We start from the raw sequence: 16,688 nt of genomic DNA, 5'->3' as shown, positions 1-16,688 counted from the left end.
CCCGGCGTCGACCGTCCGACGACCCAGGGTTGCCGGGCCAGGGGAGCGGCTTGAGGTGCGAGGGCAAAACCCGGCAGGGGTATAGTCGACAAACGACCAAGTGGTCGACAGGCGCCGAGGGAGGGTGACGGGGTGGGCCACAAGTTCGAGTGGCAGGAGCAGCGGACGACGACGCCGGACGGCGTCTACCGCACACTGCGGGTGGCCATCCTCGACGGGACCGTACCCCCTGGTGGCCAGCTACGTGAGGCGCACATCGCCTCGGATCTCGGGATCAGCCGGTCCCCGCTGCGCGAGGCGCTGACCAAGCTGGAGGAGGAGGGGCTCGTCGTAAAGATCCCCTACCGTGGGGCGTTCGTCGTAGAGGTGAGCCCTCGTGAGGTCGCCGAGATCGACTCGGTCCGGCTGCGTGTCGAACCCTACGCCGCCGAGCTCTCGGCCGAAGCGCTGCGTGGTCCTGAGCGGCCGCAGTTGCTGCAGACTGTCGAGGATCTCCGTCGGGCGATGGAGGAGGACGACATCCCGGCCAGCATCGACGCCCATCTTCGCTTCCACAGGCTCTTCTACGATCTCTCGGGGCACGGCATCCTGCAGGGCCTTTGGAACGGCTGGGAGACCAAGCTGCGCCTCTACCTCAGCGTCGATCACCGTACGTACAGTGACAACCCGCATCAACTGGTCGTCGAGCACGAGAGGTTGGCCGCGGTTGCCCTGGAGGGCGACACCGACGCGTTCCGTCAGGAGCTGGCTGCCCATTTCCCCATGGGGCTGCGAGCCCAGACGGGAGATGCGGGTGAACCGACGCACCGGCACGTATGAGGCCATGCCGCGGGTGTGCAGTGTCCGTGCCCGCTCCTCACCGTGACGTTGCGGTCCCATGCCGAAAGGTCAGGATCAAGCTCGCACCGTCAACGCAATCTTGTAGCGGATCTTGTATGAAGGGCGCCGGCCGTCGGCGCGGTGGGACGGGTCGAGGCGACGGGGCGTTCACGGCTGCGAGGTAGCTGCGCGGAGTCCTGGGCGCCTCCCGTGTTCGTCAGGATCGGTCGGACTCCGTCCGGGTCGGTGCCCCCGCGCGCTCTGACGGACTCGATCGCGGCACCGACCGTGACCCGGCCGGCTCGCCGATGCCGCAGGGTTCGTCGAGCATGCCCCAGGCGCGGCCGGGCCGGGTGCCGGCCTCGGTCCCCGTGCGAAGGCGCGGATATGCGGTCGGCGAGGTGGGCCCGGGCCCGGAGGCAACTGCCAGCCCTGTACAGCGGGGCGAGTCGTGGCATCAAAGGATCTCGTGGGCGTGTGGTCGACCGTCGGCGCGTTGTTCGGCGATCCGGTCGGCGCTCCGTGTCAATCGGCCTTGGATGTGCCCTCGTCAGCGACCGTCATGTGGACAGGTGCGCTGCACACTCTCGCCCACGCCGAACCGGATGGGCCGGCGAGCACGGTCGCGGTGTCGGCCGTCGTTTCCGGCAGCAGCGGATGGGTCCGCACGCGGTGCTCCCAGCTTGTGCTCGACGCCGACGTTTGTGTTGACAGTGTTCAACAGGCAGCCATATGGTCGACAAACGACAATGAAGGTGGCTGATTTACGACCCCATGTGACGCTTTGTCGCCACAGATGCTCGAGAGGACTACCGAGTGCAGATGATCACAATTCACAAGATGCGGGTTCTCGCAGCGGACTGCGAGGGTTTGTGGCCTGTGCCGTCCAAGGCAGTGGCACGGTGAGCGGGCGCGTGGCCTCGGTAGCGCACACCGGCTCGGCTTCCGATCGGCTCCAGGCCTTGGGTCTGGCCCTTCCCGAGCTCCGTGAGAACCCGTACTACGTGGACCAGCGGACGGTGGGGTCGAGCATCTACATCTCGGGCCAACTGCCTTACAGGGACGGTGAACTGCTGGGGCAGGGCATGGTCGGCCGGGACGTGGAGCTGGGGACGGCGCGGGAGCTCGCGCGCCATGCCGTACTCAACTGCCTTGCCGCAGCTGTGCAGGCGGTGGGGGATCTGGACCGGGTCCGTATTGTGCAGATGCTGGTCTTCGTAGCCAGTACGCCGGACTTCGGTCTGCAGTCGCGGGTCGCCAACGCGGCCAGTGAACTGCTCATCGAGGTGTTGGGCGAGAACGGACGGCACGCCCGCACCGCGATCGGTGTCGCCGGGTTGCCGCTCAACAGTCCGGTCGAGATCCAGATGGTCTGCACCGCGGTGTAGAGCCGGTCACGACGGCGTTGTAGCGCGAGCGCGCGTGACGTCGCGCGCGCCACGCACGTGCGGCATTCGAGGGAGCCGGCATCCGCGCCCCTCGCTCAAATTCCCAGACACAAGCAAGAGGAGTGCAGCGTGAACCGGCTCCAGCGAGCACTCGACGCTCTGGTCGAGCGGATCGACACCCCCGCGCCGATCGTGCTGGTCGATGTCATGCAGGACAACATCGACCGCATGCAGGGCTTCGCCGCTCAGCACAACCTCGATGTCCGGCCTCACGTCAAGACACACAAGTGTGTGGAGATCGGCCGGCGGCAGATCGAGGCCGGGGCGGTCGGAATCACCGCCGGCAATGTCGGTGAGGCCGAGGTCTTCGCCGCGGCCGGATTCGACGACATCTTCCTCGCCTACCCGGTCTGGCCCGCGGGAACGAAGGGGACACGGATCCGCCGGCTCGCCGAGTCCGCCCAACTGCGGGTCGGCGTCGACAACGCCGCGGCGATCGAGGCCCTCGCCGACGCGATGGGAGACGAACCGGACCGGTTGCAGGTCGTGGTCGAGGTCGACTGCGGCGCCCGTCGTTCCGGGGCGCCGCCCGAGGCCGCGGGCGACCTCGCACTCGCCGCCCGCAAGCGCGGCCTGGTGCCGGTGGGCGTCTTCACCTATCCAGGTCACGGCAGCTCCGGCCCGGACGCCCGCGAACGCGCCGCGCAGGACCAGGATGCCGCGCTGACCATCGCGGTACGCAGCCTCGGCGGCGTCGGGATCACCGCACAGGTGGTCAGCGCCGGCTCCACCCCCACCGTCGAGTTCTCCACCAGCAGCGTGATCACCGAGATCCGTCCCGGCGAGTACGTCTTCGGCGATGTGAACAACGCCCGGCTCGGCGCCTGCACGGACGATCAGATCGCGCTGTTCGTCGCTGCCACCGTGGTCAGCGACTGGGTGCCCGACCAGGTCATCATCGATGCGGGCACCAAGGCCCTCAGCCGCGAAGGCAGCCTCGAGCGCGGCTACGGCCGGGTCGCCGGCACGACGGCCTTCCTGTCCAAGCTCAACGAGTACCACGGATTCCTCGCGCTGCCCGCGGGCGAGTTCCGCCCCAGGGTCGGCACCGTGGTGCCGGTGGTGCCGAACCACGTCTGCCCGGTCGTCGTCAATTTCGAGGAGCTGATCGTCACCGACAGCACGGGCACGTCGCTGCAGCGGTGGCCGGTCGACGCCCGCGGATTCCTCAGCTGACCGACCCCGGGACGAGAGACCTCGTACCCGAGCCCCCCGACCCGACCGCCCCATTTTTGTGAAGGAGTGCCTGACATGAGACTCAAGAACGTCGCGGCCCTGGTGACCGGTGCCAGCAGTGGCATAGGACAGGCGGTGAGTTCCCACTTCCGCCGCGAGGGAGCGCGACTGCTGCTCACCGGCCGCAGGGAGCAGCTCGACACCGCCCAGACCGACGACCTGTACGTCCCTGGAGACCTCAACGACGAGGCGTTCGTCGAGACCCTGGCCAACCAGGCCGCCGAGTCCCTCGGCACCGTCGACGTCGTCGTCATCAACCACGGCCTACAGGCCAGCAGCCCGCTCACCGAGATGTCCTACGAGGACGCGAAGAACGTGCTCGACAGCAACCTGCTCAGCGCGTTCCTGGTGATGAAGCACTTCGCGCCGCTGATGCCCCCCGAAGGAGGCTCCTTCGTCTGCATCAGTTCCCGACTCGGCATGGTCGGCAAGCCCGGGGAAGTCCTGTACTCCGCCGCCAAGGGAGGCCTCATCATGCTCGCCAAGGGCGCGGCGATCGAATGGGCCCCGCGCAACATCCGCGTCAACGTCGTCGCCCCGGGTCTGACCGCCACCCCGGTCATCGAGGCGGCAATCCAGCGCAGCCCCGACCCGGAGGCCTACCGCCACGAGCGCGAGACCCAGATCCCGCTCCAACGCCTCGCCACCCCCGAAGAGGTGGCCGACGCGGCTCTCTTCTTCGCCTCATCGGAGTCGACGTACATCACCGGAGCGGTCCTCCCCGTCGACGGCGGATACACCGCCTTCTGAACCCCCCTGCCTTCTTCGTACGTGCAGGTCGCGAACCACAGGTCCGGTCGGCGCGATGAGCGAATGCCTTCGGCACCCACGAGGCCCAACGCCCAGTCCGACGAGTCCCGGATGGTCGCCCCAGGCAGGTCCAAACAGCCGCCCATCCTGGATCCGAGCGGTTCCCAGGTGTCCGCGACGACCTGGGCCACGGCCAGGAAGTACCCCTCGAAACCCAACCGGCCGAACCTCCGGCTCGTAGCGAAGCGGTCGTACGGCACTTTCGTCGGTGTCCAGGCCACGGGCGACCCTCCCGGTCTCACCGCTGCCGCAGCAGCCGCATGGCCGAACCGCGCTCGGGGCCGGCGCCGACGACGGCAGGTTCGGGGAAGTGGGATGCCCGAGCCCGAGATCGGCCGGGGTGAGGGTGCAGGACTCTGGCCGGTGGCCTCGGTCTCGGCCAAGAGGCGGACCGCCCGAGCGGGGGCGTCCGACGGCCTGGGCGATGCGGTCGGCGGCCGCGGCGTCATGGCGGCCGGGTCCTTCAGCCAGCGTTCGCCGCCGTCCAGCCGGCGCGGGTCGACGGGCCGCAGCAGCCGGGCCGCGTCCAGGTCATCGGCCAGCCGGTGCTGTGCGGGATCGGTGTAACGGACCGCGTTCATCAGCACCGCCCGCACCGAGCTGATCGGGCCTACGCAGGCGAGTTGCGCTGCCGGCAGCCTCGGCCTCCGAGCGGCTTGCTGTGATCGCCACCTGACCGGCACTGCCGCAGGATCAGGTCAGGTCAGGGCTCCTCGGCGGCGTTGCGCACGATGTCGTCTGCGTGCGTGGCGATCCACCGCGTGAGCGGCAGCATGTGCTCGACGAGGTCGCGGCCGAGTGGGGTGAGGGAGTACTCCACCCGGGGCGGGACCTCCGGGTAGGACGTACGGCTGACCAGACCGTCGAGCTCGAAGTGCGCAAGTCCTGGTTGAACACTTTGTACTGATCCCGTCGACGGCCTTGCGTAGTTCCCCCAGCGCTGGGTGGAGCGGGCCAGTGCGAGGAGGACCAGCACCCCCACCGGCCGGTGCCGTGATCGAGGACGGTACGCGTGGCGCGGTCGCGGGCGGAAGGCGGCGGGCCACGGCGGGCGTGAACTGGTGCAGGCATCCCATCTTCTCGTCGGGTGAGCCGTGACAGAAGGTCGTCGATGCGCGTGGCGACAGCCAGCTGTGAACGCGGAACGGCGGTGGTGTGTGCGCCGCGTATGCAGACACGTGGGATTCCCTTGAGTAGAGCAGAGAAGTGCCTTCGAAGCGCTTCGATGAATCCCAGGTCACTGGGGGAGCGCCAAGAGATCGACACCTTCATCATGCAGATAACGCGGAGAACGACCTCCCGGGCCCTCGATGAAATCTTTGAAGCCACTCTTGTGCGCCCATGGGTGTTCACTTAACCTCGCAGCAACGTCGAAGCGCTTCGACTGTGTATACCTCGCCAGTAATGGGATGTCTGCTTTCAGCTCAGCTGATTCAAGTCACGCCACCGCAGCCGACGGCCCACCGCCGGGTGTCCGGGTGCGCCATGAAGGGTTGACGCAATGACGCCGAACGTCGCCTCCGTGTCCTCAGGGCCGGGCCGGAGAAGCTTCCTCGCCTCCACGGCGGTCGCCGCCGCAGCCCTGGCCGGTGGGATGCCGCTGCTGGCCGCTTGCGGTGAGTCGGACAGCGGGTCGCGCGAGGGCACCACCTCGGGCAAGGCTGCCGGCAAGCTGCTCCCGACGTACGTCGCCAGCACGATCGCCAAGCCGTACCTTCCGTCGAAGAACGGTTCGGCGGCCGGCTGCATCAGCGAGGTCGACCTCGCGGCGCTTGCCTCCTCGGTTCCCGACAAGCTCGGCACCGGTGCTCCCCTCAAGATCTAGGCGGTCGGGTACCGGAGCGCCTGGTTCAACGCGTCCGTCTATCCCACCGACCAGCAGATGATGCCGCTGCAGAACGTGCTCATCCAGCTGGTGCAGAAGAACACCGAGGCGCCGACGGGGCTTCAGTAGGCGGTGCGTACGGGGCAGCCCTCCGCACTGGGACTGCACATGGCCGTCATGGTCCTCGCACTGATTCCTGACGCGGTCGCTTCTCCGTCTGTCCAACGGCATTTCAAGAAGGGCATGCTCACCGGCGCGATCAAGGGCTGACGCCTTGCCCCGGCCCGCGGGGGTAGAGCCGTCGGTCGCCTGTCCGTGGCTTCGTTGTGGCTGGTCGCGCCCACACGGCGGAGCCGCACATCGATACCGCCCCGCGCCCCTGAGGGCGTCACCTTCCCCTTTGTCCCGCGCAAGAAGAGGAAAGTCATGCACGCATTCCACATCAGCAGAAGAGCTGTACTCGCCGGGACCGCTGCCGCTGCCGCGGCGGTCTCCCTGCCGGTCACCCAGGGGCGGGCGCAGGCCGCCGCCACTCCCGCGAAGGGCGGATACCGCTGGCGTAACGCGGTCCAGGGCGGCACCGGATTCGTCACCGGTGTGCTGTTCCATCCTTCCTGTCGCGGGCTCGCCTACCTCCGAACCGACATCGGCGGTGCCTACCGGTGGGACGACCGGACCGGTCGGTGGATCCCGCTCACCGACCACCTCGGCTGGGACGACTGGAACCTGCTCGGTGTGGAGGCCGTGGCCGTCGACCCGGCGCATCCGAACCGGGTGTACCTCGCCCTCGGCGCGTACACGCAGTCGTGGGCCGGCAACGGGGCCGTGTTGCGGTCCGAGGACCGGGGCGCGACTTGGCGGCGCACCGACCTCACGGTGAAGCTGGGCGGCAACGAGGACGGCCGCGGCTGCGGGGAGCGGCTGCTGGTCGATCCGCGGGACAGTGACACGCTGTGGCTGGGAACCCGGCACGACGGGCTGCTCAAGTCAACCGACCGTGGCGCCACCTGGAAGGCCGTGAGCTTCCCGGCCACTCCCAGTGCCATCGGCCAGGGCATCACGCTCCTGGTCGCTGCGGGCCGCAGCGTCTACGCGGGCTGGGGCGACTCCGACGGCACCTCCGGGCAGCCCAACCTGTACCGCACGTCCGACGGCACGACCTGGGAGGCCGTCCCCGGGCGGCCCACCGGCGCCGCGGCCAAGGTGCCGATCCGCGCCGCGTACGACCGCCACACGCGCGAGCTGTACGTGAGCTACGCCAACGCCCCCGGCCCCAACGGCCAGGTGGACGGCAGCGTGCACAAGCTGCGGACGGCGAACGGGAAGTGGACCGAGGTCACCCCGGTGAAGCCGGGTGGGGCGACGGCCGACGGCTCCGCCGATTCCTTCGGCTACGGCGGTGTCGCCGTCGACGCCCGCCGCCCCGGCACGGTGGTCGTCTCCACGAACAACCGCTGGGCCGAGATCGACACCGTCTTCCGCTCCACGAACGGCGGCCGCACCTGGACGTCGATGAAGGACGAGGCCGTCCTCGACGTCTCCGAGACCCCCTACCTCAAATGGGGCGGGGACAAGCCCAAGTTCGGCTGGTGGATCCAGGCCCTCGCTCTCGACCCGTACGACTCGAAGCACATCGTGTACGGCACCGGAGCCACCCTCTACGGCACCCGCGACCTCAAGCACTGGGCCCCGCAGATCCGCGGCGTGGAGGAGGCGTCCATACGCCAGCTGATCTCGCCGCCGACCGGTGAGGCGCATCTGCTCAGCGGGTCCGGGGACATCGGTGTGATGTACCACGAGCGGCTCACGGCGTCGCCGTCACGCGGCATGGCCTCGAACCCTGTGTTCGGCACCTCCACCGGCCTGTCCCTGGCCCCGGCCAAGCCGTCGTACGTGGTCCGGGCGGGCTGGGGCGAGCACGGCAACGGCGCCCACTCCAACGACGGCGGCAAGACCTGGACGCCCTTCAAGACCCAGCCGGACGTCGCCAAGTCCGCACCGGGACCCATCGCCACCAACGCCGACGGCAGCGTGCTGCTGTGGTCCTTCGGCACGGCCAACCCCGGCTACCGCTCAGCCGACAACGGCGCCACCTGGACCGAGGTAGCCTCCTTCCCCAAGGGCGCCGCCCCCATCGCGGACCCCGTCGACCCGACCCGCTTCTACGCCTACGACACCACCACCGGCACGGTGTTCGCCAGCACCGACAGCGGCCGGACCTTCACCGCGCGGGCCACCGGCCTGAGCACGGGCGACACCGAATTCCAACTGGTCGCCGCGCCCGGCCGCACCGGCGACCTGTGGCTGAGCCTCAAAGGCAACGGCCTGTACCGCTCCACCGACGCAGGCGCGACCCTGGCCAAGGTCGGCAGCTGCCACGCCTCACACACCCTGGGCTTCGGCAAGGCCGCCGAGGGCGCCTCCTACCCGGCGATCTACATGGTCGGCGCCACGGACACCATCACCGCGGTGTACCGCTCCGACGACGAGGCGAAGACCTGGACGCGGATCAACGACGACCGGCACCAGTGGGGCTGGACCGGAGCGGCCATCACCGGCGACCCGCGCGTGTACGGCCGGGTCTTCGTCGCCACCAACGGACGCGGCGTGCAGTACGGGGAGCCCGCCTGATAACCGACCTGGCAGAAGCACGAACCTTACGCGACCGCAGGGGGGTTCGGCTGGTCGGGCAGGCTCCCCGAGCTGATGCAGGCAGGCGGCATCGGCGTGGTCCTCGCCACCCCACCTCAATCGCCCCGCCCTGGATGGGCCGGCTGCACGTGTTCGGAGAGCCGGATACCGAGAGGGACGTCGTCACGCATCACACCCTGGTACGGCCGGACGGCGATCAGCCTTGATCGAGCAATCATTCGCAGAACAGAGGAAACTGCATGAAAAAGTCTTGGATTCTACCCCTGATCATGTTTGTCGCTGTCGCGCTCGGGGTGACGGCGACAGGTGTGGCCCCGGCCTCCGCCGCCTCCAACACTCCTTTGCGGGTCATGCCGCTGGGCGACTCGATAACCTGGGGCGTCGGAAGCAGTACGGGCAACGGCTACCGCGCGCCGTTGTGGAACCGGCTCGCGGCGGACGGCCATCCGCTGGACTTCGTGGGCACGGTACGGAACGGTTCGATGTCCGATCCGGACAACGAAGGCCACTCCGGATACCGCATCGACCAGATCGCCGCGCTCGCCGACGCCTCGCTGACCCGTTACCGGCCCAACGTCGTGACGCTGCACATCGGTACCAACGATCTCCAAGGAGCCTCTGAGGTCGACAGCGCCATCGCCCGGCTGAGGTCGCTGGTCAACCAGATCACCGCCGACGTCCCCGACGCCACCGTTCTCGTCGCCTCCCTGGTCGTGTCCACCAGCAGCTCGGAGGAGCGGTTCCGGGGCACGTACAACCAGGCCACCCGGCGCATCGTCAGCGACGCGCAGGCCGCGGGCAAACGCGTCGCGTTCGTCGACATGAGCAGTCTGACCACGGCCGACCTGGCCGACCCCCTGCATCCCAACGACTCGGGCTACCAGAAGATGGCCGACGCCTTCCACCGTGGCGTCCAGTCCGCGGACAGCGCCGGGTGGCTGAAGAACCCCGCTCCCGCCCCCGCCCGTGTGCAGTCCGGCATCGCCGGCAAGTGCATGGACGTCAACGGTGCCGGCACCGCCGACGGGACCGCCGTCCAGACGTGGGCCTGCGGCGACGGTGCCAACCAGTACTGGTCCGCCTACACCGACGGCACCCTGCGCTCCCTGGGCAAGTGCCTCGACGCCGCCGGCGGGGCCACCGCCAACGGCGCCAAGGTGCAGCTCTGGGCCTGCCACGGCGGCGCCAACCAGGTCTGGCAGCCGTACAACGGCGGTTACCGCAACCCCGCCTCCGGCCGCTGCCTCGATGTTCCGGGCGCCTCCACGGCCAACGGCACACAGCTCGTGCTGTGGGACTGCAACGGCGGCTCCCACCAGAAGTGGACCACTCTGACCGCCGGATGACACCGGCTCCCGGGATCTGGGCCTGACAGGCTCAGATCCCGGGAGAACATCGCGGACAGGTCAGGCCCAGGGGCTGACCACCGTGAAGGAGCTGTCGGCGCGGAACGTGTCGGTGTTCTGGTAGGGGTCCACGCGCAGGGCGTAGTTGTAGTGGCGGAGGTAGCGGCCGGGGTAGTTGTACGACTCCAGGCGGACGGAGCCGGATGTGCTGCCGGGGCGGGCGCAGTAGGTGGCGTCCTTGTTGAAGGTGTCGGTGCCGTTGCTGCTGTCGAAGCGGATCCGGTAGTCCCAGTGGCGGAGATAGCGGCCGGAGGAGTCGCGGAAGGAGTAGCAGTTGGCGTCGGCGAGGCCGGGTACGACGGTGAAGGTGGCGCTCTGCTTGACGGCGGTGCTGCTGGAGGTGTTCACCGGGTCGATGTAGCCGAGGCTGTCGGAGCGCACCACGGCGTACCGGTCGGAGTAGTTGACCGACCGCAGCGACCTGGTGGTGTTGGTGGGCAGGGTGACACCGCCGGGGACTGTCTCCTTCAGCACGGTGGCGTGGCGGATGAAGCCGGACAGGCCGGGCACCTCGGTGGGCGTGGTCCAGGTGGCGAAGTTGTCGTAGCTGTCGCTGTACCAGTACTTCCCGGCACGGTAGCCGTCGTAGTAGATGCGCCAGCCGCCGTTGTCGAGCTGGACCAGGGCCGGACCCTCGACCCAGTCGCCGAAGCCGGCCCAGTTGCCCGTCTTGCGCAGGGTGTAGGGGCCGGTGAGGCTGGAGGCGGTGGCGTACTCGATGTACTTCGTCGTCTCGTTCTTGGTGAACGCGTGGTAGGTGGAGCCGACCTTGACGATGAAGGTGTCGATGTAGTTCGGGCCGATACCGGACAGCTGGGTGGGCGCGGTCCAGGTGGTCAGCGCGGAGCTGGTCGCCGTGATCTTCCAGGCGGTGAAGTGGGTGGCGGTGCTCGCCGACGTCAGGGACACGATGACGTTGACGCTGCCGTCGGTGTCGATGAACCACTCAGGTGCCCAGGTGCGGGTCAGCCCGCTGATCGGGATCGTGTGGTTGTACAGGAACGTCCAGTTCACCCGGTCGGTGCTCCGAGCGAAGCCGATCGTGTTCCCCGTCCAGTTGGTGGTGTAAGTGAGGTAGTAGTAGCCGTCGGTGTGCTTGAAGATGCTGGGGTCCCGGATCAGCGCGGACGGCGGGGTGTAGGCGGGGCCTTTCTGCAGGGTGAATCCGGTGGCGTCCGGCGAGTCGTACACATACAGGTTCGACTCACTGCTGTTGGTGAACGCGGTCATCGTGTACCGCGTGGTCTGCCCGGCCGGCGGGGCGACGGCGGAGGCGGTGCCCTCAAACACGGCGCCGCCCAGCAGGACCAGCAGCAGCGGGCACAGCAGGGCGAGCAGCTTTCTTACGGTTCTGTTCAACTCTTCCTCCGGGCTCGGCCAGTCCGCTGGGCCGATCGCCGTGACGAGGGATGCGATTGTTCGACATAACGAACAGCGTGCGGAACTTCGAGCAAAAGATAGGTTTGGGTCGTGATTCCGTCAATGTTTCCGACGAGTACCGTTCGGTGCATTTCCCGCCGCCCGGATATCGAAGAAGGCGCACTGTCACACACATTGACTTCCGTACGGGAAACCCTTTACGTTCGGCGCCAACCCCGTCCGGCAATTCGACCCGCGTTCGGAATATCGGTCATTCGCGGTGGGAGAGCGGTCCCGCCTCCGGAAGGAACCCACCCCCCATGCCCCGAACCGCGCGCTTTCCAGGCGCGAGCCCTTCCCCAACGCCACCGCCTCGTACCGGTCTTCGACGCCCTCGAGATCCCGGGGGTGTTCCGCGTGGGAAAACCGCCCGTCCACGCAATGACTTCTGAAAAGGGACGGTTCTTGGACATCACCACACGACAGTTCGGCCGGCTCGCCGCGGTCGGCGCCGGAACGTGGGGTGACCAAGGCGACGGCACCTACGTCCATGCGGTCCTCGACGGCGGACGGCGCGGCGGTCGTGCAGATGACCGCCGACGGCCGGACGAGCCGGCTGCGCCCGCAGACCGGGGCCGAGTTCATCCTGGTCAAGCGCAACAGCGGCAAGGTGCCCGACGTAACGCAGTACGGCCGACGGTGTCGCGCTGATCCAGTACCGCGACGTCGGCAGTTCCAACCAGCGATGGAGCTCGCATCGCGTCACCTCCCAGGGACCCTGAGGGGTGGAGGCGGATGTCCCGCCGGGTGTCAACGACCAAGCAACCGCTCTCTCGTCATCGAAAGGTGCAAGATGTCTTCCTTCGTCAGCAGACGGCGCCTGCTGCAAGTAGCCGGGGCCACGGTCGCCGCATCTGCCACGGGATCCTTCATGGGCGCGTCTCCCGCGCAGGCGGCCGTTCCTCCCGCAAGGGCCGACATAGGGGTCTTGGCGCACCCCTTCGAACTCGGCCAGGTTCGGCTCACCGCAAGCCGGTGGCTGGACAACCAGAACCGAACGCGGAACTATCTGCGGTTCGTCGATGTCGACCGGCTGTTGTACAACTTCCGCGCCAACCACCGCCTCTCCACCAACGGCGCCGCCGCCACCGGCGGCTGGGACGCACCGAACTTCCCCTTTCGCACCCACGTCCAAGGCCACTTCCTCACGGCCTGGGCACAGCTGTACGCCGTGACCGGGGACACCGTCTGCCGGGACAAGGCCACCCACATGGTCGCGGAGCTGGCCAAATGCCAGGCCAACAACGGCGCCGCCGGTTTCAACGCCGGGTACCTCTCCGGCTACCCCGAGTCCGACTTCACCGCTCTCGAACAGCGGACCCTGAGCAACGGCAATGTGCCGTACTACACCATCCACAAGACCCTCGTCGGCCTGCTGGACGTATGGCGCCACATCGGCAGCACACAGGCCCGTGAGGTGCTGCTCGCCCTGGCGGGATGGGTGGACTGGCGCACCGGCAGGCTGAGCAGCCAGCAGATGCAGGCCATGCTGCAGACCGAGTTCGGCGGCATGAACACCGTGCTGACCGACCTCTACCAGCAGACAGGCGACGCGCGGTGGCTCACCGTCGCCCAGCGGTTCGACCACGCCGCGGTGTTCGACCCCTTGGCGTCCGGCCAGGACCGGCTCAGCGGACTGCACGCCAACACCCAGGTGCCCAAGTGGATCGGGGCCGCCCGGGAGTACAAGGCCACCGGCACGACCCGCTACCGGGACATCGCCACCAACGCCTGGAACTTCACCGTCAACGCGCACACCTACGCCATCGGCGGCAACAGCCAGGCGGAGCACTTCCGCGCCCCGAACGCCATCGCCGGCTACCTGAACAAGGACACGTGCGAAAGCTGCAACACCTTCAACATGCTCCTCCTCACCCGGGAGCTGTTCGCACTGGACCCCAACCGGGCCGCACTGTTCGACTACTACGAGCGAGCGTGGCTCAATCAGATGATCGGCCAGCAGAACCCGGCCGACGACCACGGCCACGTCACCTACTTCACCCCCCTCAATCCGGGCGGCCGCCGCGGTGTGGGTCCGGCGTGGGGCGGCGGCACCTGGAGCACCGACTACGGCACCTTCTGGTGCTGCCAGGGCACAGGCCTGGAGACGCACACCAGGCTGATGGACTCCATCTATTTCCGCCGTGACGACACGCTGATCGTGAACCTGTTCGTGCCCTCGGTACTCAACTGGTCGGAGCGCGGAATCACGGTCACCCAGACCACGACGTACCCCGTCAGCGACACCACGACCCTGCAGGTCACCGGCAACGTCAGCGGCACGTGGGCGATGCGCATCCGCATCCCGGACTGGACCACCGGGGCCACGGTCAGCGTCAACGGCACGCGGCAGAACATCACCACCACCCCCGGCAGCTATGCCACCCTGACCCGCTCCTGGACCTCCGGCGACACGGTCACCGTCCGTCTGCCCATGCGGGTCATCATGCGTGCGGCCAACGACAACCCGAACGTCACCGCGATCACCTACGGCCCGGTGGTCCTGTCCGGAAACTACGGTGACTCCGGGCTCAGTTCCCTCCCGACGCTGAACACGTCCTCGATCACACGGACCAGCGGCAGTTCGCTCGCCTTCACCGCCACCGCCAACGGCTCCACCGTGAACCTGGGCCCGTTCCACGACGCGCACGGCCACAACTACACCGTCTACTGGAACACCAGCGGCACCGTCCGGCTCGCCAACGTGGGCAGCGGTCTCGTGCTGGGCATCCAGAACATGTCCACGGCCGACGGTGGCCGCGCTCTGCAGTGGAACGACTCGGGCACCGCCGATCACGACTGGCACATGATCGCCGACGGAAACGCGGTCCGCTTCCGCAACGCCCACAGCAGCAAGGTGCTCGGCGTCTTGAACATGTCGACGGCAGACGGCGCGACCGTCCTGCAGTGGTCGGACAACGGCACGGCCGACCACCGATGGACGCTGCTCGACCAGGGAGACGGAACCTACAAGATCCGCAACGAGAACAGCGGCAAGTTGCTCGCCATCGCGAACAACTCCACCGCTGTGGGTGCGTTCGCAGTCCAGGACTCGGACGACGGCACTGCCGACAACCGGTGGCGCATCGTGAGGAACTAGGCCGCCGAGGAAGCACATCCTGGTCGGTCTCCATCCCCCGCGCTCGACCTTTCGGCCTTCGTTCGATATCGAGAACAAAAGAGGTCGAGGCGCAGCACATCGACAGTCCGGACAGCCCCTACCGGGGCCGAACCGGAATTGCTCACTCGACGAATGAGGCCCGCATTGCGCAGACTACGTTTCAGCCGCAGACATCTGTCCGTGGTGCTCGCGGCCCTGGTCGCGTCGGCGGCGACGCTCGTCGCCGATCCGGCTCAGGCGGCCACCACCGGCGCCGTGCGCGGTGTCGGTTCCGGCCGGTGTCTCGATGTGCCGGGCGCCAGCCAGGCCGACGGCACGAACGTGCAGATCTGGGACTGCCACGGCGGGACCAACCAGCAGTGGACGCTGACGGACGGCAACCAGCTGACCGTGTACGGCAACAAGTGCCTGGATGTCCCGGGCCACGCCACCACGGCCGGTACCCGGCCGGTGATCTGGTCCTGCAACGGCGGGACCAACCAGCAGTGGCGGGTGAACGCCGACGGCACGATCGTCGCCGTGGAGTCCGGACTGTGCCTGGACGTCAGCGGCGGCGCCACGGCCAACGGCACGGCGGTGCAGCTCTGGAACTGCAACGGCGGCAGCAACCAGAAGTGGACCGGCCTGTCCGGGACGCCCAACTCGTGTCCTCTTCCGTCGACATACCGGTGGACGTCGACCGGTCCGCTGGCGCAGCCGGCGAACGGCTCGTTGGCGCTCAAGGACTTCACCACTGTGACGCACAACGGCCAGCACCTGGTGTACGCGACCACCTCTGACGGATCGTCGTGGGGCGCGATGACCTTCCGGCCCTTCACGAACTGGTCGGACATGGCCTCGGCGGGCCAGACCAAGATCAGCGGGTCCGCGGTGGCGCCCAAACTCTTCTACTTCGCGCCCAAGAAGATATGGGTGCTGGTCTCGAACGGGTGGGGCACCGCCTGGCCCTTCACCTACCGCACGTCCAGCGATCCCACCAATCCCAACGGCTGGTCCGCGCCGCAGGAGCTGTTCACCGGCAGCGTCCCCACCGGCGGCCCGATCGACCCGACCGTGATCGCCGACGACCAGAACATGTACCTGTTCTTCGCCAATGACAAGGGCAGCATCTTCAAGTCGTCCATGCCGATCGGGAACTTCCCGAGCAGCTTCGGCTCGTCGTCCACGACGGTCATGAGCGACACGGAGAAGAACCTGTTCGAGGCGCCGGAGGTCTACAAGGTCCAGGGCCAGAACCAGTACCTCATGATCGTTGAGGCTCGGGGTGCGACTGAGCAGCGCTTCTTCCGCTCGTTCACGGCCTCCAGCCTGAACGGTCCGTGGACCCCGCAGGCCGCCACCGAGAGCAACCCCTTCGCGGGCAAGGCAAACAGCGGTGCCACCTGGACCGACGACATCAGCCACGGTGACCTGGTCCGCAACAACCCCGACCAGACCATGACCATCGACCCCTGCAACCTGCAGTTCCTCTACCAGGGCAGGGACCCCAACTCGAACGGCACCGACTACCTGAAGCTGCCGTACCGGCCGGGCCTGCTCACCCTGCGGCGCTGACCCGCGCGCACATGATCACCAGCTCGTGACCTTGCCCCTTGAGGGAGGCAAAGCAGCTTCCGCTTTGCCTCCCGGGAAGGACCTCCCATGGTTCCCCTGCACAGACGACTGCTGCGTCTCCTCACAGCCACCGCACTGACGCTCACCGCCACCGTCACCGCCTCCGTCGGCACGACCGCCGAGGCCGCACCGGGCAGCCCCGCAACCACCCCTCCGCTGGGCTGGAACAGCTGGAACAGCTTCGGGTGCGGGATCACCGAGGCGCAGGTGCGTCAGGCCGCCGACGCGATGGTGTCCTCGGGCATGCGGGACGCCGGATACCGGTACGTGGTGGTCGACGACTGCTGGTTCGACCCGCAGCGCGACGCGGCCGGCAACCTGCGGGCCAACCCCACCAA

The 16,688-nt window shown here is 68.1% G+C and carries 10 protein-coding genes and 3 pseudogenes; 11 read left to right on the top strand and 2 right to left on the bottom strand.

Annotation, left to right across the window (positions count from 1 at the left end):
• Positions 1–132 precede the first annotated feature (132 nt).
• From ACIQHQ_RS33035 to ACIQHQ_RS33020, 4 genes are all read left to right on the top strand, one after another.
• Positions 133–819, top strand: a complete 687-nt coding sequence (locus ACIQHQ_RS33035; protein ID WP_402619165.1) for a GntR family transcriptional regulator — start codon at positions 133–135, stop codon at positions 817–819.
• Between the two features lie 914 nt (positions 820–1,733).
• Entirely contained in the window at positions 1,734–2,207 is a 474-nt protein-coding gene (locus ACIQHQ_RS33030) for a RidA family protein (protein WP_402619162.1), read from the top strand.
• A gap of 129 nt (positions 2,208–2,336) precedes the next feature.
• Positions 2,337–3,443 carry an alanine racemase gene (locus tag ACIQHQ_RS33025; protein WP_402619159.1) on the top strand — a complete coding sequence of 369 codons (1,107 nt, stop codon included), beginning with the start codon at positions 2,337–2,339 and terminating at the stop codon, positions 3,441–3,443.
• Positions 3,444–3,518: 75 nt separating this feature from the next.
• A complete protein-coding gene (locus ACIQHQ_RS33020; protein ID WP_402619156.1) occupies positions 3,519–4,253 on the top strand; it encodes an SDR family NAD(P)-dependent oxidoreductase in 735 nt (244 codons plus the stop codon).
• 763 nt (positions 4,254–5,016) lie between these two features.
• On the opposite strand, the gene ACIQHQ_RS33015 is transcribed toward ACIQHQ_RS33020, so the two are convergent.
• Positions 5,017–5,295 carry a winged helix-turn-helix transcriptional regulator gene (locus tag ACIQHQ_RS33015; RefSeq protein ID WP_402619154.1) on the bottom strand — a complete coding sequence of 93 codons (279 nt, stop codon included), beginning with the start codon at positions 5,293–5,295 and terminating at the stop codon, positions 5,017–5,019.
• Positions 5,296–5,814: 519 nt separating this feature from the next.
• Here ACIQHQ_RS33015 and ACIQHQ_RS33010 point away from each other — a divergent pair.
• The 4 genes and pseudogenes from ACIQHQ_RS33010 to ACIQHQ_RS32995 all read left to right on the top strand — a co-directional run.
• Positions 5,815–6,135 (top strand): annotated as a pseudogene (locus tag ACIQHQ_RS33010) (Tat pathway signal sequence domain protein); the annotation flags it as partial.
• 3 nt (positions 6,136–6,138) lie between these two features.
• Positions 6,139–6,408: pseudogene (locus tag ACIQHQ_RS33005) on the top strand (carbohydrate ABC transporter permease); the annotation flags it as partial.
• Between the two features lie 156 nt (positions 6,409–6,564).
• On the top strand, positions 6,565–8,769 hold the full coding sequence (locus ACIQHQ_RS33000) for a 1,4-beta-glucanase (protein ID WP_402619152.1): 2,205 nt from the start codon (positions 6,565–6,567) through the stop codon (positions 8,767–8,769).
• 260 nt (positions 8,770–9,029) lie between these two features.
• Positions 9,030–10,136 (top strand): ricin-type beta-trefoil lectin domain protein, encoded by a 1,107-nt coding sequence (locus ACIQHQ_RS32995; RefSeq protein ID WP_402619149.1) that lies wholly within the window; start codon positions 9,030–9,032, stop codon positions 10,134–10,136.
• Positions 10,137–10,196: 60 nt separating this feature from the next.
• Here ACIQHQ_RS32995 and ACIQHQ_RS32990 read toward each other — a convergent pair whose 3' ends face one another.
• Entirely contained in the window at positions 10,197–11,555 is a 1,359-nt protein-coding gene (locus ACIQHQ_RS32990; protein ID WP_402619147.1) for a glycoside hydrolase family 43 protein, read from the bottom strand.
• An 853-nt stretch (positions 11,556–12,408) separates the two neighbouring features.
• Here ACIQHQ_RS32990 and ACIQHQ_RS32985 point away from each other — a divergent pair.
• The 3 genes and pseudogenes from ACIQHQ_RS32985 to ACIQHQ_RS32975 all read left to right on the top strand — a co-directional run.
• Positions 12,409–14,715, top strand: coding sequence for a beta-L-arabinofuranosidase domain-containing protein (locus tag ACIQHQ_RS32985; RefSeq protein ID WP_402619144.1), 2,307 nt, complete (start codon positions 12,409–12,411; stop codon positions 14,713–14,715).
• 153 nt (positions 14,716–14,868) lie between these two features.
• Positions 14,869–16,290, top strand: a complete 1,422-nt coding sequence (locus tag ACIQHQ_RS32980) for a non-reducing end alpha-L-arabinofuranosidase family hydrolase (RefSeq protein ID WP_402619141.1) — start codon at positions 14,869–14,871, stop codon at positions 16,288–16,290.
• 87 nt (positions 16,291–16,377) lie between these two features.
• Positions 16,378–16,688 (top strand): annotated as a pseudogene (locus tag ACIQHQ_RS32975) (alpha-galactosidase); the annotation flags it as partial.

It is taken from the genome of Streptomyces sp. NPDC092370 (genome assembly GCF_044755265.1).
Classification (GTDB): Bacteria; Actinomycetota; Actinomycetes; order Streptomycetales; family Streptomycetaceae; genus Streptomyces.
The sequence above is the reverse complement of the archived record's forward strand: the minus strand, read 5'-3'. Positions and strand labels throughout refer to the sequence as shown.

Excerpts from the sequence above, each read along its gene's own strand:
- ACIQHQ_RS33000 (WP_402619152.1), top strand. The coding sequence starts at position 6,565 with ATGCACGCATTCCACATCAGCAGAAGAGCTGTACTCGCCGGGACCGCT.
- ACIQHQ_RS32985 (WP_402619144.1), top strand. The coding sequence starts at position 12,409 with ATGTCTTCCTTCGTCAGCAGACGGCGCCTGCTGCAAGTAGCCGGGGCC.
- ACIQHQ_RS33020 (WP_402619156.1), top strand. The coding sequence starts at position 3,519 with ATGAGACTCAAGAACGTCGCGGCCCTGGTGACCGGTGCCAGCAGTGGC.
- ACIQHQ_RS32995 (WP_402619149.1), top strand. The coding sequence starts at position 9,030 with ATGAAAAAGTCTTGGATTCTACCCCTGATCATGTTTGTCGCTGTCGCG.
- ACIQHQ_RS32980 (WP_402619141.1), top strand. The coding sequence starts at position 14,869 with ATGAGGCCCGCATTGCGCAGACTACGTTTCAGCCGCAGACATCTGTCC.